Source organism: Streptomyces sp. HSG2 (genome assembly GCF_016598575.1).
Lineage (GTDB): Bacteria > Actinomycetota > Actinomycetes > Streptomycetales > Streptomycetaceae > Streptomyces.
The window spans coordinates 1,485,413-1,499,520 of record NZ_CP066801.1 but is presented as its reverse complement, the minus strand read 5'-3'; the positions used below and the strand labels follow the sequence as shown (position 1 = coordinate 1,499,520).

Annotated in this window: 14 protein-coding genes; 3 read left to right on the top strand and 11 right to left on the bottom strand. The window is 73.0% G+C overall.

From position 1 onward, the window contains the following. Nucleotides 1–2 precede the first annotated feature (2 nt). The 4 genes from JEK78_RS06015 to ligD all read right to left on the bottom strand — a co-directional run bounded on the left by JEK78_RS06015 (nucleotide 3) and on the right by ligD (nucleotide 3,808). The gene (locus JEK78_RS06015; RefSeq protein WP_200263069.1) at nucleotides 3–644 is read right to left on the bottom strand and encodes an SH3 domain-containing protein; all 642 of its coding nucleotides are present in this window, start codon (nucleotides 642–644) and stop codon (nucleotides 3–5) included. Between the two features lie 117 nt (nucleotides 645–761). After that, complete coding sequence (locus JEK78_RS06010) at nucleotides 762–2,006, bottom strand: HAMP domain-containing sensor histidine kinase (protein WP_200263068.1); 1,245 nt, start codon at nucleotides 2,004–2,006, stop codon at nucleotides 762–764. Nucleotides 2,007–2,016: 10 nt separating this feature from the next. Beyond that, entirely contained in the window at nucleotides 2,017–2,742 is a 726-nt protein-coding gene (locus tag JEK78_RS06005; RefSeq protein WP_242483367.1) for a hypothetical protein, read from the bottom strand. Between the two features lie 178 nt (nucleotides 2,743–2,920). Beyond that, the gene (ligD, locus tag JEK78_RS06000; protein ID WP_200263066.1) at nucleotides 2,921–3,808 is read right to left on the bottom strand and encodes a non-homologous end-joining DNA ligase; all 888 of its coding nucleotides are present in this window, start codon (nucleotides 3,806–3,808) and stop codon (nucleotides 2,921–2,923) included. 338 nt (nucleotides 3,809–4,146) lie between these two features. Between ligD and JEK78_RS05995 the strand changes: the two genes are divergently transcribed. Further along, the gene (locus JEK78_RS05995; protein WP_200263065.1) at nucleotides 4,147–5,127 is read left to right on the top strand and encodes an NAD(P)-dependent alcohol dehydrogenase; all 981 of its coding nucleotides are present in this window, start codon (nucleotides 4,147–4,149) and stop codon (nucleotides 5,125–5,127) included. Nucleotides 5,128–5,218: 91 nt separating this feature from the next. Here JEK78_RS05995 and JEK78_RS05990 read toward each other — a convergent pair whose 3' ends face one another. From JEK78_RS05990 to JEK78_RS05960, 7 genes are all read right to left on the bottom strand, one after another. Beyond that, nucleotides 5,219–6,283, bottom strand: a complete 1,065-nt coding sequence (locus JEK78_RS05990; protein WP_200264014.1) for a Ku protein — start codon at nucleotides 6,281–6,283, stop codon at nucleotides 5,219–5,221. 129 nt (nucleotides 6,284–6,412) lie between these two features. Beyond that, nucleotides 6,413–6,922 carry a nitroreductase family deazaflavin-dependent oxidoreductase gene (locus JEK78_RS05985; protein ID WP_200263064.1) on the bottom strand — a complete coding sequence of 170 codons (510 nt, stop codon included), beginning with the start codon at nucleotides 6,920–6,922 and terminating at the stop codon, nucleotides 6,413–6,415. 193 nt (nucleotides 6,923–7,115) lie between these two features. Further along, nucleotides 7,116–7,934, bottom strand: a complete 819-nt coding sequence (locus JEK78_RS05980; protein WP_200263063.1) for a DUF4142 domain-containing protein — start codon at nucleotides 7,932–7,934, stop codon at nucleotides 7,116–7,118. 266 nt (nucleotides 7,935–8,200) lie between these two features. Then, entirely contained in the window at nucleotides 8,201–8,608 is a 408-nt protein-coding gene (locus JEK78_RS23225) for a hypothetical protein (RefSeq protein WP_242483459.1), read from the bottom strand. A 2,375-nt stretch (nucleotides 8,609–10,983) separates the two neighbouring features. Then, nucleotides 10,984–11,421: a PRC-barrel domain-containing protein gene (locus tag JEK78_RS05970; RefSeq protein WP_242483281.1), complete on the bottom strand. Its 438-nt coding sequence runs from the start codon at nucleotides 11,419–11,421 to the stop codon at nucleotides 10,984–10,986. A 2-nt stretch (nucleotides 11,422–11,423) separates the two neighbouring features. Then, complete coding sequence (locus JEK78_RS05965; RefSeq protein ID WP_200263062.1) at nucleotides 11,424–11,981, bottom strand: PRC-barrel domain-containing protein; 558 nt, start codon at nucleotides 11,979–11,981, stop codon at nucleotides 11,424–11,426. An 85-nt stretch (nucleotides 11,982–12,066) separates the two neighbouring features. Continuing rightward, on the bottom strand, nucleotides 12,067–12,219 hold the full coding sequence (locus JEK78_RS05960; RefSeq protein WP_200263061.1) for a hypothetical protein: 153 nt from the start codon (nucleotides 12,217–12,219) through the stop codon (nucleotides 12,067–12,069). Between the two features lie 221 nt (nucleotides 12,220–12,440). Between JEK78_RS05960 and JEK78_RS05955 the strand changes: the two genes are divergently transcribed. Next, nucleotides 12,441–12,755: a hypothetical protein gene (locus JEK78_RS05955; protein ID WP_207187885.1), complete on the top strand. Its 315-nt coding sequence runs from the start codon at nucleotides 12,441–12,443 to the stop codon at nucleotides 12,753–12,755. Between the two features lie 164 nt (nucleotides 12,756–12,919). Next, a complete protein-coding gene (locus tag JEK78_RS05950) occupies nucleotides 12,920–14,065 on the top strand; it encodes a site-2 protease family protein (protein ID WP_200263059.1) in 1,146 nt (381 codons plus the stop codon). Nucleotides 14,066–14,108 lie beyond the last annotated feature (43 nt).

The following is a 14,108-nucleotide window of genomic DNA, read 5'->3' as shown; positions in this document are numbered from 1 at the left end:
GGTCAGCACCAGCGCGGCTCCTCGCCCACGTTCTCGATGTAACGGGCGGCGGCCCAGCCGCCGGTGCCGTCGGTCAGGCGGTACCAGCGCGGGTTGCCGGCGACCTCGTCGCCGGGGACCTTGCACGTGATGCGGACGAAGTCGCCGCGGGAGGCGAACCCGACGGCCTTCGAGGCGACCGAGGGCCCCTCGCGGAAGACGAGGGTCTCGGCCGTGACCTCGCCCAGGTAACGTTCCTCGCCTCGGTGCCCGTGCCCGTGGCCCTTCCCGTGGCCGTGCCCGTGGCCCTTCCCGTACCCCTTCCCGTGGTCCCGGCCGTGTCCGGAGCCCTCTTCGCTCGCCCCCTCGGAGGCAGCCTCGTCGGTGCCGTAGGCGTCCGTGTCCTCGCCGTTCGCCTCCTGGCCGTCGCCCAGGCCGTGCCCGCCGTGGTCGTACTCGCCGTGGCCGTACCCCTCGGAGGTGTCGCTCTCCGAGTCGTACCCCTCAGAGGAGTAGCCCTCGGCGTGCTCGCCGACGATCGAGTGGTCCCCCCGGTCGTCGTAGGCGGCGACCGGGGAGACGGCGACCGCTCCGGTGAGGGCCCCGGCGACGGCCGCCAACGCGAGGCGGCGGGCGAGGACGGAACGCGGTGGCGTCAGGGACATGAAATCCTCCATGGGGGGGCGAAACACGCAGAAGTGATCAATCGCCACATTAGGAGTGGTGTGCGGGAAGTGCCCGTCGCACTGAGCCATCGGGGAGCGGGCGCGGTCGGCGGCCCCTCAGGACGGGTGGGGCAGTGTCAGCGTGGCCATCGCGCCCCCGTCCTCCGCGTCGGTGAACTCCAGCCGCGCTCCGAGGACCTCGGCCTGCCCCAGGGCGATGGTCAGCCCGAGGCCGTGCCCCTTCGCCCCGCCCTCGGTGCGGAAGCGCTGCGGACCGTGCTCCAGCACGTAGTCCGGGTAGCCGGGGCCGTGGTCCCGCACCGTCACCCGATGCCCGTCCACCGTGAGCACGACCGGACCCCTGCCGTGTCGGTGGGCGTTGGCGACCAGGTTGCCCAGCACCCGCTCCAGCCGTCGGCGGTCGGTCTCCACGCGCGCGTCGCGGACCACCTCCACCCGGGTGTCGGTGTGCGAGGCCCCGACCACCCGCCGGACCAGGGCGCCCAGATCCTCGGCGTCGGTCTCCAGCCGCTCCCGCCCGCTGTCCAGACGTGAGATCTCCAGCAGATCCTCGGTGAGGGTGCGCAGGGCGGCCACCCGGTCCCGGACCAGCTCCGTCGGCCGGCCCGGCGGCAGCAGCTCGGCCGCGGCGAGCAGACCCGTCAGCGGGGTGCGCAGCTCGTGCGCCACGTCGGCCGTGAAACGCTGTTCGGCCAGGAGCTTGCCCTGGAGGGAGGCCGCCATGGAGTCGAGCGCCGCCGCCACCGCGGCGACCTCGTCCTGAGGACGGCCCGGGTCGCGAGTTCGCGGATCGTCCACGCGGGCGTCCAGGTCCCCGCCGCTGATCCGCCGGGCCACTCTCGCGGTGGCGTGCAGCCTGCCGGTGACACGGGTCACCGCGAACGCCCCCACCAGCAGGGTGACGCCGATGGCCAACGCCGAGGACCAGACGATCGCTCGCCGAAGCCCGTCGATCGTGTCGCGGCTGGGCTCGTGGTCGACCTCCACCGCCAGGACCCGCCCCCGGTCGGCGGGCCCGGCCGCCCACATCACGGGGTGCCCGCCCCGCTCGTCGAGCATCGTCCCCCGCCGCCCCCCGGCGGCCAGCTCGCGCAGCGAGGCGGGCAACTCCGGCGGGTCGATCGCGGCCCACCGGGGCAACGGCTCGCCGGCCTGGTAGGCGGCCGTGGCCTCGGAGAGCCGGGCCAGCGCGCGGTCGCGGTCCTGCTCCACGGTCTGGCGGGTCACCGAGACGTGCACCAGCACGCCCAGCATCGCCGCCAGCGCGCAGCACATCACGGTGATGAAGACCGCCGACTTCACCGCCAGAGTCCCCGACCATCGGGGAAGCGCCCACTTCATCGGAACCTCGTCACGGGTGCTCCCCGGCGGTGGAGCGGCGAGCCGCCGCACCCGAGTCGCCCGGGGCCCCGCGGCCGTGATGGCCGGTCCGCAGCATCTCGTCGTGGGTGAGCAGCATCGCGCCCTCGCCGGTGTCCCAGGTCCACCGCAGACGGTACTCGTAGCCGGTCACCTCGGAGGGCGAGCGGATGATCACCGACCGCTGGGCCAGTTCCACGTCGCTCACCGCGTCGTCGTGGGCCATCACCCGTACCAGTCGGTGATCGACGACGGTGTAGACACGGACGGCGGTCAGATCGGTCGGGGGCAGTCGGAACCCCAGGGCGAGATCGGCCCGCCCGTCGCCCGTCAGATCCCGGTAGAACGGGGGGAGCAGGGGGCAGCCGGCCTCGTCGCCGGTCCGCTCGGCGGCCTCCCGGCCGTCGAGGGTCGCGGCCTCCTCGCCTTCGCAGTCGTCCAGCCGGGCGGGCGTCTCGTCGTAGGTCGCCCCGCCCCGTGTGTAGTCGTCGGGATGGGCGGCGATCTCCGCCTTGACCACGGTCACCGGGTCCACCTCGCGAATGTCGTCGCCCGGCACCCGGACACCCTCGACGGTCTCCGTCTCCGCCTCGCCGAAATCCCACGCCGGGCTGGAGGCCACCGGGAGGTCCGGCCAGAGTCGGACCGGACCCGTGGCCGTCGGTGTCGCCCCCGCGCTCAGCGGCTCACCGGTGCCGGAACAGCCCGCCACGGCCATCACCAGCAGGGCGGCGACGCAGGAACGCTGGGCGGCGCCCCTGGGGCGGCTGTGGGCCACGGCACTCCCGTCGTCTCTTCGTCGGCCATCGACCCCGTCACCCTATTCGCACGGACGTCCCTTTCGCGTGCACGGGTGCGAGCGGGGGGAGAGCCCCGGTGGAGCCGACGCGTCGCGATCACTCCGGCGGCAGGGTCGCCGCCGCCCGCCGGTCCGCCACCGGTGCCAGGAGGTCGCCGAGAGCCTCCAGACGCGGCGGGACGGCGTCGGCGTCGAACGACAACTCCTCGGGCGAGGCACAACGGGCCACCTCCTCCCAGGTCACCGGAGCCGACACGGTCGGTTCCGGTCGCGCCCGCAGCGTGTAGGGGGCGGCGGTGGTCTTGCCCGCCGCGTTCTGACTCCAGTCCAGGAAGACCTTCCCCGGCCTCAGATGCCGCGCCATCCGACGCACCACCAGGCGTGGCAGGGCCCGTTCCGCCTCCGCCGCCAGCGCCCTCGCATACCGGGACACCCGCGCCGGCGAAGCCCCCCGTACCCCCGCCAGCAGATGCAGCCCCTTCGCCCCGGAGGTCTTCGGGTGGACGACGACGCCGTCCGACGCGAGGCGTTCGCGAAGCCAGAGGGCCACCTCGCAACACTGCACGATCGTGGCCGGCGGCCCCGGGTCGAGATCCAGCACCAGTCGGTCCGCCTCCGCCGGCGCCCGCGCCGTCCACTGCGGGGTGTGGAACTCGGCCACCAAATTCGCCGCCCAGACCAGGCTCGGCAGATCCTGCACCAACACCATCCGCGCGGAGCCGTCCGATCGGGTCACCCGCGCCGTCGCCACCCAGTCCGGCGCACCGGCGGGGACGTTCTTGGTGAAGAAGACCTGCCCTTCCGGACCGTCCGGGTAACGCAGGAACGACACCGGTCGATCCCGGAGATGGGGCAGCAGGGCCGGGGCGACCGTGGCGTAGTAGCGCAGGACCTCCGCCTTGGTGAAACCGGAGGCGGGATAGAGGACCTTCTCCAGGTTGCTCAGGGTCACCCGCCGGCCTGCCACTTCCGTGATGGGCGCCATGGCCGCAGCGTCTCACGGCCCCGGCCTCGGGGAGACGTTCACCGCGCGCCCGCGCCCCGGAGCGTTCCGATCGTCGGAAGTCGGGGAGATGCCGGCAAGTCCGTTTTTCGCATGGTTATCCGAGGGCACATCAGGACACGATGGACGGTGGCGCCATCGCCGACCGGTCGTGGAGAGCGACGGCGAGGCCGGCGCTCGCCGGTTGTCGAAGGGCGGGCGTGCCCCGGCGCGGCCCGGCCGCGATCGGCCACCACCGCCGGCCGGAGGCGCCCTGAGATCGATCGGACGGAACGGGACACCGAACGGATGCCGCGGAGCGGAGAAGGAGAGGCACCACTATGCGAGGCGTGCGGTTCCAGACATACGGCCCTCCCGAGGTTCTCGAGATCGAGGACCTCGACATGCCCGCCGTCGGCGACGACGACGTGCTCGTCCGCGTCCGGGCCGCCTCGGTCAACCCGCTGGACTGGCACACCATGCGGGGCACCCCCTACGTCGGACGGGCACAGGGCGGGCTGACCCGCCCCAAGGCCGGCCGAATCGGCGCCGACCTGGCGGGGCGTGTCGAAGCGGTCGGCAAGAACGTCACCACGCTCCAGGTGGGCGACGAGGTGTTCGGTTGCCAGGGACTGGACCGCCTGGGAACGTTCGCCGAGTACGTCGCGATCCGCCACGACGCCGGGGTGCTCACGAAGCCGGTCGACCTGACCTTCACCCAGGCCGCGGCCGTGCCGGTGGCCGCGCTCACCGCCCACCTCGCGTTGCACCGCCACGGGCGTGTGCGCGAGGGGCAGTCGGTGCTGGTGAACGGCGCGGCCGGCGGCGTCGGCACGTTCGCGGTGCAGATCGCCCGTGCGGCGGGTGCCGACGTGACCGGCGTGTGCGGCACCGCCAACGTCGAGATGGTCCGATCCCTCGGCGCCCAGCGCGTCGTCGACTACACCCGGGAGGACTTCACCACCGGCACCCGGCGCTACGACGTCATCGTCGACAACGTGGGCAACCGGCCGCTCTCGGCCCACCGGCGGGTGCTCGCCCCGCGTGGGACCCTCGTCCTGGTCAGCGGCGAGGGAGGCCGGGTCTTCGGCCCCCTGGGTCGGATGGCCCGCGCGCTCGTGCTGTCGCGATTCACCCGGCAACGACTGGTCTTCTTCATCACCAGTCCCGCCAAAGAGGACTTGGAGAAGGTGCGCGAACTCCTCGAATCCGGAAAGGTGGCACCGGTCGTCGACCGGACCTACCCCTTGGCCGAGATCTCCGAAGCGGTCGGCCACCTGGAGACCGGGCACGCGCGGGGCAAGGTCGTCGTGACACTCTGAGGGGGCGTTCGCCCGCCGGCCTCGCACCGCGTGCCCGCTCGCCCCGCCGAGCCGGGCTCGCGCACCGCGCGCCACACGGTGGCGAGCACGCTCACGAAGCGCGGCCGGCGCGCTGCCTCCCGCCTCGCTCGGCGAGGGCGTGGATCAATTGGTCCCGGTTCATCGACGACCGTCCGGCGACGTCGGCCTCCGTGGCACGCCGATACAGCTGTGCCTTGCTCAGCCCCTCCAGCTCCCGGGCGCGTGGAGTGGACTTCGCCCGATCCCCTCCCCGGCGCCCCCCCGATCCGCCCGATCCCCTCGACCCACCCGATCGCTTCCGGCCGTCGGAACCGCCGCCGGTGGTCCGCCGTGCCGGCGGCGGCTCGCCCCCGTCCTGGGCGTCGGCCTGCTCCACGCTGGCCTGCAAGGCCGCCATCAGGTCGATCACGTTGGTCGAGCGGGGCGGCGGTTCCCCCTTCTCGACGGTCCGCCCGGCGCGCTTGTCCGCCACGAGCCCGAGCACCTTCTCCCGGTAGGTGTCGCGGTAGTCCTCCGGATCCCACTCCACGCTCAGTGCCTCGACGAGCCTCACCGCCGCGCTCAGTTCCTTGTCCGACACCGGGGTCTCGTCGGGCAGGTCGCCGATCTCGCGGCGCGGGTCGCGGACCTCGTCCGCCCAGTGGAGGGTATGCAGGGCCAGGACGCCGTCCTCCGCCTTCACCGCGACCAGGTACTCCCGGTTGCGCATCACCACCGAGGCGATGCCGATCTTGTCGGCCCGGGTCAGAGCGCGGAGCAGCAGCGCGTACACCTTCCCGTACTCCCGGCCCTTGGGGGCCAGGTAGTAGGTCTTGTCGAAGTACACCGGTCGTACCTGGTCGAGGTCGACGAAACCGGTGATCTCCAGGGACCTGGACCGACCGGGGGCGATCTCGTCCAGCTCCTCGCGCTCGACCACCACGTACTCGTCGCCCATGTCGTAGCCCTTGACGATCTCCTCCGGCGGGACCTCCTCTCCGGTGCGCTCGTTGACCCGCCTGTTGCGCACCCGGTCGGACGTCCCCCGTTGGAGTTGGTGGAACCGGATCGTGTGGCTCTCCGTGGCCGTGAACAACTGCACCGGCAGGGCGACAAGCCCGAACGAGAGAGCACCGCTCCAGACCGCACGGGCCATGACCTCCACCTCCTGTGTCCCCATGTCACCCCCACCCCGGGCTGATCGCATCCCGGGATGGGTACGGGCTCGATGGGCGGTGGGGCGGGGCGCGGCGGGATTCGGGTGCGGGGGAGCGCCGTGACGCGCTCAGGGGCGTCCGCCGCCCTTCGGCGAGGCGGCGAGCCGTACGAAGGGCACGGCTCGCCCCGCGGCCCGGAACGAGGGGGCACCGCCGTCCGTGTCGAACCCCATGAAGGAGCAGAGGCGGCGCGCCGTCCTGGGATGCCGGCGCGCGTAGGCGGCCATGATGTCGGCACCCGCCTCGGAGCCCAGGAAGCGCGCGGTCACCGCGTGATGCCGGTCACCGAACTGGAGCACCGTCTTCGGGCACGCCTTGAGGTTGCGGTACCAGTCCGCCCGGGGGCCGAAGCCGGAGGCGACGATCCACTCGGGCCCGGCGGGGTCGTAGGCGACCACTTCCAGGACCACGCGTCGGTGCAGGCCGCTGGCCCGGCCGGTGTGGTGCAGCAGCAGCACGCGCCGGCCGAGCAGAGGCCCCAGGCCGGCGCGGAAGAGGAGGATCGGCAGGCGCACCGCGAGACGCCTGAGGCCGGTGGGGAGAGGGGGGCGGCGCCGGTCGGTCTCGGTTCGCGCCATGGTCGCCTCCCGGTCGGGGTCCCTGGGGCCCACCCTCGCACGGCCGACAGGCCCGCGGGAGTGGGCGCCGGTCTCTTTCGCGTCCCGCGGCCGGGCTACGGAGGCGAAGGCGCCCGGAAGGGGTGCGAGTGCTCCGGTGTGCGCCCGTGACCATGGCGTGTGCCGGAGCGCGCGCCGGGCGACGACGCCGTGATCAGCCGTTGCCGCCGTCGGCCGGAGGCGTCGCCGACGGCGTGGCCTCGACGTCCGCCCCCGAGGGCGGAGGGGAGGAGGTGGCCGAAGGCAGCGGCGGCGTCGGACCTCCGGTGTTCACGTCCAGGTCCGGGCGCGGGGTGAGCACCACGGTCGGTTCTCCGGGCCCGGGGGGCGGGGGGGTCACGAAGTCCTGGCGGTTCTTCGCCGGGGCGGTCTGCATGAAGGACACCTCGTCGTAGTCGACCAGGTCGGTGTTCTCCAGCACGGTGATGTGGTCGAGTACCGTGTCGTTGGCCAGGTCGGCGAGCTGGCGCACCAGGGTGTTCTTGGTGCTGGCGCGGATGTCGGCGATGGCCGGGAAGATCTGCCCGTGGGTCACGCGCATGATGGTGACGGCGGCGACGTCGAAGTCCTCGCCGTTCTTGGAGTCCACTGTTTCCACGAACTCGACCTGCTGCGGGCTGGCAACGTTGGGCAGCGTGATGCCCAGCTTCGGCGCGATGTCCCGGCAGGCCGCGTCCAGCCCGGCGTGGCCCACGACCAGGTGCTCGCCGGCCTCCTTCATCTCCGGGGAGGTGCCGCGCTCCATGACCAGTTCGCCCAGCGGGTACTCCCACAGCCCGGCCGAGCGCACCTTGACCACGAAGTCCCGGTCGGCCTCGGTCAGGGGGCCCCACTCGGTGGCGGCGACCACTCTGTTCTGCTCGTCGGGCTTGTCCTCCAGGCCCACCATGGCCGGGAAGGCCAGTGCGGTGAGGGTCAGGCTCAACACGCCGAACAGGACCAGCACGCCGATCCTTTGGCGGGACACGGTCATGGGGCACTCCCTGGGCGACGGTGCGGTTCCTCCCGGGGGATACGGACGCGGACGGCGAATCGATCAATGTTCGGGCGATTTCCTCGCCGAATCCCCTCCACCCGAGGGCCAGGGACGCCGAGGAGCCCGGGGCCCGGGCCTGGTCCTACGGCGGACGGGACGCGGGGCGAGGGGATCTGGGGCGAGGTCGCGCCACCCCTCCCGGGAGCGTTCGCACACGCCGGTGCCCGGTCGGGAGGACCGGGCACCGGCGGAACTCGCGCCCGTCAGGCGCGCGACACCCGATGCGAGGTCGCCTTCTCCGCCCGGACCGCGGCGGCCCCGAAGCCCGCCCGCCGCAACGGTTCGCCGATCCGGGTCGGGTCGTTGACCTCCTCCGGGGACACGAGCAGCGACGGGGGCGTCGTCTGCTGCACCCAGGGGGCCACGCACAGGAGAAGCGCGCCCGGAGTGGTGCACAGCGTCTGCCATACCTCGCCGTCGGACGTCAGAACCTGCACCAGGAGGTCATTGTTTCGACTGGAGATGCCGACGCTGCAGGCGGACTCCCCTGGATAGTCGATGTTGCCGCTGAGGTCCACCCAGGCGTACGGGCCCAGGGGCGTGAGGTCCTGCCGGCCCACGGAGGTGACACCGTTCGTGACCACCGCGCTGTACTGCGCGCCACCGGACACGACAGTGTCGAAATCGGAGCACTGACCGCCGGGTCCCGTGGGTCCGGTGGGTCCTTGGGGTCCGGTGGGTCCGTCGGCTCCGGTGGGTCCTTGGGGTCCTTCGGGTCCGGTGGGTCCGTCGGCTCCGGTGGGTCCGGTTGGCCCGGTGGGTCCGTCGGCTCCGGTGGGTCCTTGGGGTCCTTCGGGTCCGGTGGGTCCGTCTGCGCCTGTGGGTCCGGTTGGTCCGGTGGCGCCGTCTGCGCCTGTGGGTCCGGTGGGTCCGTCGGCTCCGGTGGGTCCTTGGGGTCCTTCGGGTCCGGTGGGTCCGTCGGCTCCGGTGGGTCCGGTTGGCCCGGTGGGTCCGTCTGCGCCTGTGGGTCCGGTTGGCCCGGTGGGTCCGTCTGCGCCGTCTGCGCCTGTGGGTCCTTGGGGTCCTTCGGGTCCGGTGGGTCCGTCTGCGCCTGTGGGTCCGGTTGGTCCGGTGGGTCCGTCGGCTCCGGTGGGTCCTTGGGGTCCTTCGGGTCCGGTGGGTCCGTCTGCGCCTGTGGGTCCGGTTGGTCCGGTGGGTCCGTCGGCTCCGGTGGGTCCTTGGGGTCCTTCGGGTCCGGTGGGTCCGTCTGCGCCTGTGGGTCCGGTTGGTCCGGTGGGTCCGTCGGCTCCGGTGGGTCCTTGGGGTCCTTCGGGTCCGGTGGGTCCGTCTGCGCCTGTGGGTCCGGTTGGTCCGGTGGCGCCGTCTGCGCCTGTGGGTCCGGTTGGTCCGGTGGCGCCGTCTGCGCCTGTGGGTCCGGTGGGTCCGTCGGCTCCTGTGGGTCCTTGGGGTCCTTCGGGTCCGGTGGCGCCGTCTGCGCCTGTGGGTCCGGTGGGTCCGTCGGCTCCGGTGGGTCCTTGAGGTCCTTGGGGTCCGGTGGGTCCGTCGGCTCCGGTGGGTCCTTGAGGTCCTTCGGGTCCGGTGGGTCCGTCGGCTCCTGTGGGTCCTTGGAGTCCGGTTGGTCCGGTGGGTCCGTCTGCGCCGTCTGCGCCGGTGGGTCCTTGGGGTCCTTCGGGTCCGGTGGGTCCGTCTGCGCCTGCTGGCCCGGTTGGCCCGGTGGGTCCGTCTGCGCCGTCGGCTCCTGTGGGTCCGGTGGGTCCTTGGGGTCCGGTGGGTCCGTCGGCTCCTGTGGGTCCTTGGAGTCCGGTTGGTCCGGTGGCGCCGTCTGCGCCTGCTGGCCCGGTTGGCCCGGTGGGTCCGTCTGCGCCGTCGGCTCCTGTGGGTCCGGTGGGTCCTTGGGGTCCGGTGGCTCCGTCGGCTCCGGTGGGTCCCTGAGGTCCTTCCGGTCCGGTGGCGCCGTCTGCGCCTGTGGGTCCGGTGGGTCCGTCGGCTCCGGTGGGTCCTTCGGGTCCGGTGGGTCCGTCTGCGCCGTCGGCTCCTGTGGGTCCGGTGGGTCCTTGGGGTCCGGTGGCTCCGTCGGCTCCGGTGGGTCCTTGAGGTCCTTCCGGTCCGGTGGCGCCGTCTGCGCCTGTGGGTCCGGTGGGTCCGTCGGCTCCGGTGGGTCCTTCGGGTCCGGTGGGTCCGTCTGCGCCGTCGGCTCCTGTGGGTCCGGTGGGTCCTTGGGGTCCGGTGGCTCCGTCGGCTCCGGTGGGTCCTTGAGGTCCTTCCGGTCCGGTGGCGCCGTCTGCGCCTGTGGGTCCGGTGGGTCCGTCGGCTCCGGTGGGTCCTTCGGGTCCGGTGGGTCCGTCTGCGCCGTCGGCTCCTGTGGGTCCGGTGGGTCCTTGGGGTCCGGTGGCTCCGTCGGCTCCGGTGGGTCCTTGAGGTCCTTCCGGTCCGGTGGCGCCGTCTGCGCCTGTGGGTCCGGTGGGTCCGTCGGCTCCGGTGGGTCCTTCGGGTCCGGTGGGTCCGTCTGCGCCTGCTGGCCCGGTGGCTCCTGTGGGTCCTTGAGGTCCTGTGGGGCCGGTAGGACCGGTCGGGCCCGTGGCGCCCTGGCAGCGGTGCTTGTCCCGGTCGCGGCCTCCCGAGGGCGCGGTGTGGGCCGTGGGAGCCTTCCGATTTCGCTGCTCGACGCACTCGGGGTCGCCGCCACGAGGGCCCGCCGGGGCTTCGTGATGCGTCGCCTGCCGTGTCGTCGCGAGGGCCGGGTTTGCCACGCCCGCCGTCACGGCCAGCGCCAGAGAGGCCAACACGACCGCTCTGAGTCCGCCGGATCGCGCCAACGGGCCCAACACTGTGCGTCCTTGACCTCCACCGCTCACTGGCCACACTCCTACGTGCCTGGATGCCGAGAAAGAGATCTGATGGAACGACCTTGACTCGTCACCGGGCCGCAGGCATCCACTGGCGGCCGTCTTGAGGCCGATCGGTGGATCGGCGCGCTTCGCTTACTCCGAGCGGGCCAACGGGCACCCGCGCCGTCGGTCGGACCTCACCGGTCGGCGACCACGACGGCGTAGGAGCCGACGCCCAGCAGTTCCTCGCCGGAGATTTGGCCCTCGGCCGTCAGCAGGTGGCCGACCCGGCCCGACTTCTCGTCGAACTCGACGTCGACGACGGTGCCGTGCCTGGCCCCGCTCTCGGTCAGGACCGGCTTTCCGAGCGGGTCGTGGACCGCGTGCGAGGGGCGGTCCGGTTCGATGCCCTTCTCGTCGCGGATCCGCGCGGGGCCGTCGACGGCCACCTCGTCGGAGCCGAACGACTCGATGTCCTCCCACTCCAGCGTGTGGTGACCGCGCCCACGGGTCTTCAGGCGGAATCCGGCGACACGGGCGGGCGACGGCGTCACCGTGCACGCCGAGACGGTGCCCACCGTCTCGGCCGTGCCGAGATCCATGACGGCCCGACCGTGGGCCTCGCTGAACAGCATGGTCACTCCTCCCGCTGGGCTGCGCGCAGTCGCTCCCGGGCGGCGTCGAAGCCCTCCAGATCACCCGCGCTGTGCTCGGCGGTCACGTCCGGTACGAGGACTCTCTCGCCGGAGACGGTCACAGGACCGGCGACCGGGAGCAGGACTCGCCTGCCGTCGGTGGTCTCCGCCTCGTAGCCGGCGACCACCGGGATCCTGCCGAGGGCCACGACGGCGTCGGTGACCTTTCCCAGGCGGGTGCCACCCCGGGTGGTGATCGTGACACCGAGCACGTCGCCACCGGACTGCTCGGCCGGCGCCGGGTCGGCGGCGGTGTCGTCGTCCTCCAGCACGCTCGCGTCGCGTACCACCACCGCGTCCGGGCCGAGGGCGTGCACGTTCCGCCAGAGCAGCGCGCGGTGGAGCGGCCCCGCCAACAGGCCGCGTCCGGAGAGCGTGAAGCACCGGATGCCACCGGTGGCGGCGTCGAAGACGATGTCCTTGACCTGGGCGACGTCCTCGCCGGCGAGAGTGACGACGGGCTGCTTGGAGATGGCGCCCGCTCGCATGTACTCGGTCATCGGGCCCTTCCTTCGCTCTGGGCGCCCCGTCCGGAGCGGCGAGGCGGTGACGAGGCGGCCGGCGCGGCCGGCGCGGGGGCCGGGATCAGCCGTCCCCGCCGCCGCTCCCCGGTGGTCGGGGCGGGCTGCCGCGTGCGATGACACCCCCGGCCCTGCGACGCGTCTGGAGGGCGACCGTCGCCGCGATGGCCGCGGCGAGGATCGCCAGAGCGATGATGAGCCATATCCACCATTCCATCTCGACGCCTCTCCGCGCGCTCGTCTCCACGTCCCCGCGCTTCCAGCATCCACCCGGGTTCGCCCGGGTGTCGACCGCAGACGTCGCCGACCGTCGGACCCGCGCCGGGCGGGGAGGCTCCCGCCTCGTCGGAGCGGTGCCGGTGTCGCCTCGCCCGCTGCGGGTAGTCGGTCGGGAAAGTCCGGACACGGAGGTGTTTTCCGGGCGCGGAGGTGAGAACAGTGATCGTGTTGGGGCTCGTGCTGGTACTGGCCGCGGGCGCCTTCGCGGCCTTGGTGGTCGTGGAGAACTTCTCCGGTGGGCCGGAGTTCGCCGTGGAGATCTTCGGGAACCGGATCGTGACCCTGAGCGCTCCCGGGATCTTCCTCTCCGGTGTGGCGTTGGCGTTGATCTTCTGTCTCGGGTTGGCGTTGCTGGTCGCGGGGGTGCGATACCACCGAAGGGTCCGCAGGCTGCTGCGGTCCAGGACGACGGCGCCTCCGGCTCCGCCGGCACCTCCGGCCCCGCCGGAGCCGGAGGTCGGCGGGGATCGCTGACGCTGGGTCGGACCGGCGCGCCTGCGCCAGGCGGCGCCTGCGCGGGAACGCGATCACGGCGCGGAGGTGGCGCGGGGGCGCGAGACGCCGGACCGGGCGGACACGAACGCGTGCCCTCGACCGGGCGGATCCCGGAGACCTCGGCGGGAACGGAGGCGACTGACGTGCGAGCCACCTTTTCTCTCGGTCGGGTGGCCGGGATACGGGTCGGCGTCCACTGGAGTGTCCTGGTCATCTTCGCTTTGATCGTGGTGGGACTCGCCCGGGGCGGCTTCCCCGAATCGGTGCCGGGGCGACCGATGTGGCAGTACTGGTTCGCCTCGGCGGTCACCGCCGCGGTCTTCCTCGTCTCCCTGTTGGCCCACGAGATGAGTCACGCCCTGGTGGCGCGTCGCAACGGCGTGGCCGTGGAGGACATCACCCTGTGGTTGCTCGGCGGGTTGGCCCGGCTGCGCAGCGAGGCGAGGACGCCGGGAGCGGAGCTGCGGATCGCCGGTGTCGGGCCGTTGGTGAGTCTGGTCCTGGGGGTGCTGTTCGCGCTGGCCGCGGCCGTGCCGGCGGCGCTCGCCGGCAGCGGTCTGATGGTGGAGGCCCTGGCCTGGCTGGCCGGGATCAACATCCTGCTGGCGGTCTTCAACGCGCTTCCCGCCGCTCCGCTTGACGGGGGCCGGTTGCTGCGGGCGCTGGTGTGGTGGAAGACCGGCAGTCCGCTGCGCGCCACCGCCGTGGCCACGTCGGCGGGGCGCTTCCTGGGGTGGGCCCTGGTGGGTGTGGGGCTCTACCTCGTGCTCGTCGGCTCCGCCTTCGGCGGCATCTGGCTCGTGGTCGTCGGCTGGTTCGTCGTCGCGATGGCCGGCGCCGAGGGAGGTCAGGCGCGACTGCGCGAACTCCTCGCGGGCATCCCGGCGCGCGACGCGATGACGGCGGATCCGACGACCGTGCGGGACACCGCGTCGGTGGCGGAGTTCCTCGCCGACCCCGGACTGCGTTACCGCCACTCGGCGTTCCCGGTCCTCGACCGTGACGACGCCGCGGTCGGTCTGCTCACGGTGCGGGGCGCCGACGCAGTCCCGGTGCCCGACCGGGAGGGAACACCCGTCACGCGGGTCATGGTGCCGGCTCGCGAACTGCCCATGGCCGGTCCGGACGACCCGCTGACCCGACTGGTGCCGGAGTTGGACGCGGGCTCCGTGCGCCGGGTGCTCGTCCTGGAGAACGGTCGACTGGTGGGCATCGTCACCACCGCCGACATCAGCCGTGTCACCGCCTGGCTGACCACCGTCGCCGGTCGGCGCCGGCCGCCACGATGACCCGCGGGTGCGACGGCCCGCGGCAGCTGCCCGCCGTGAACCC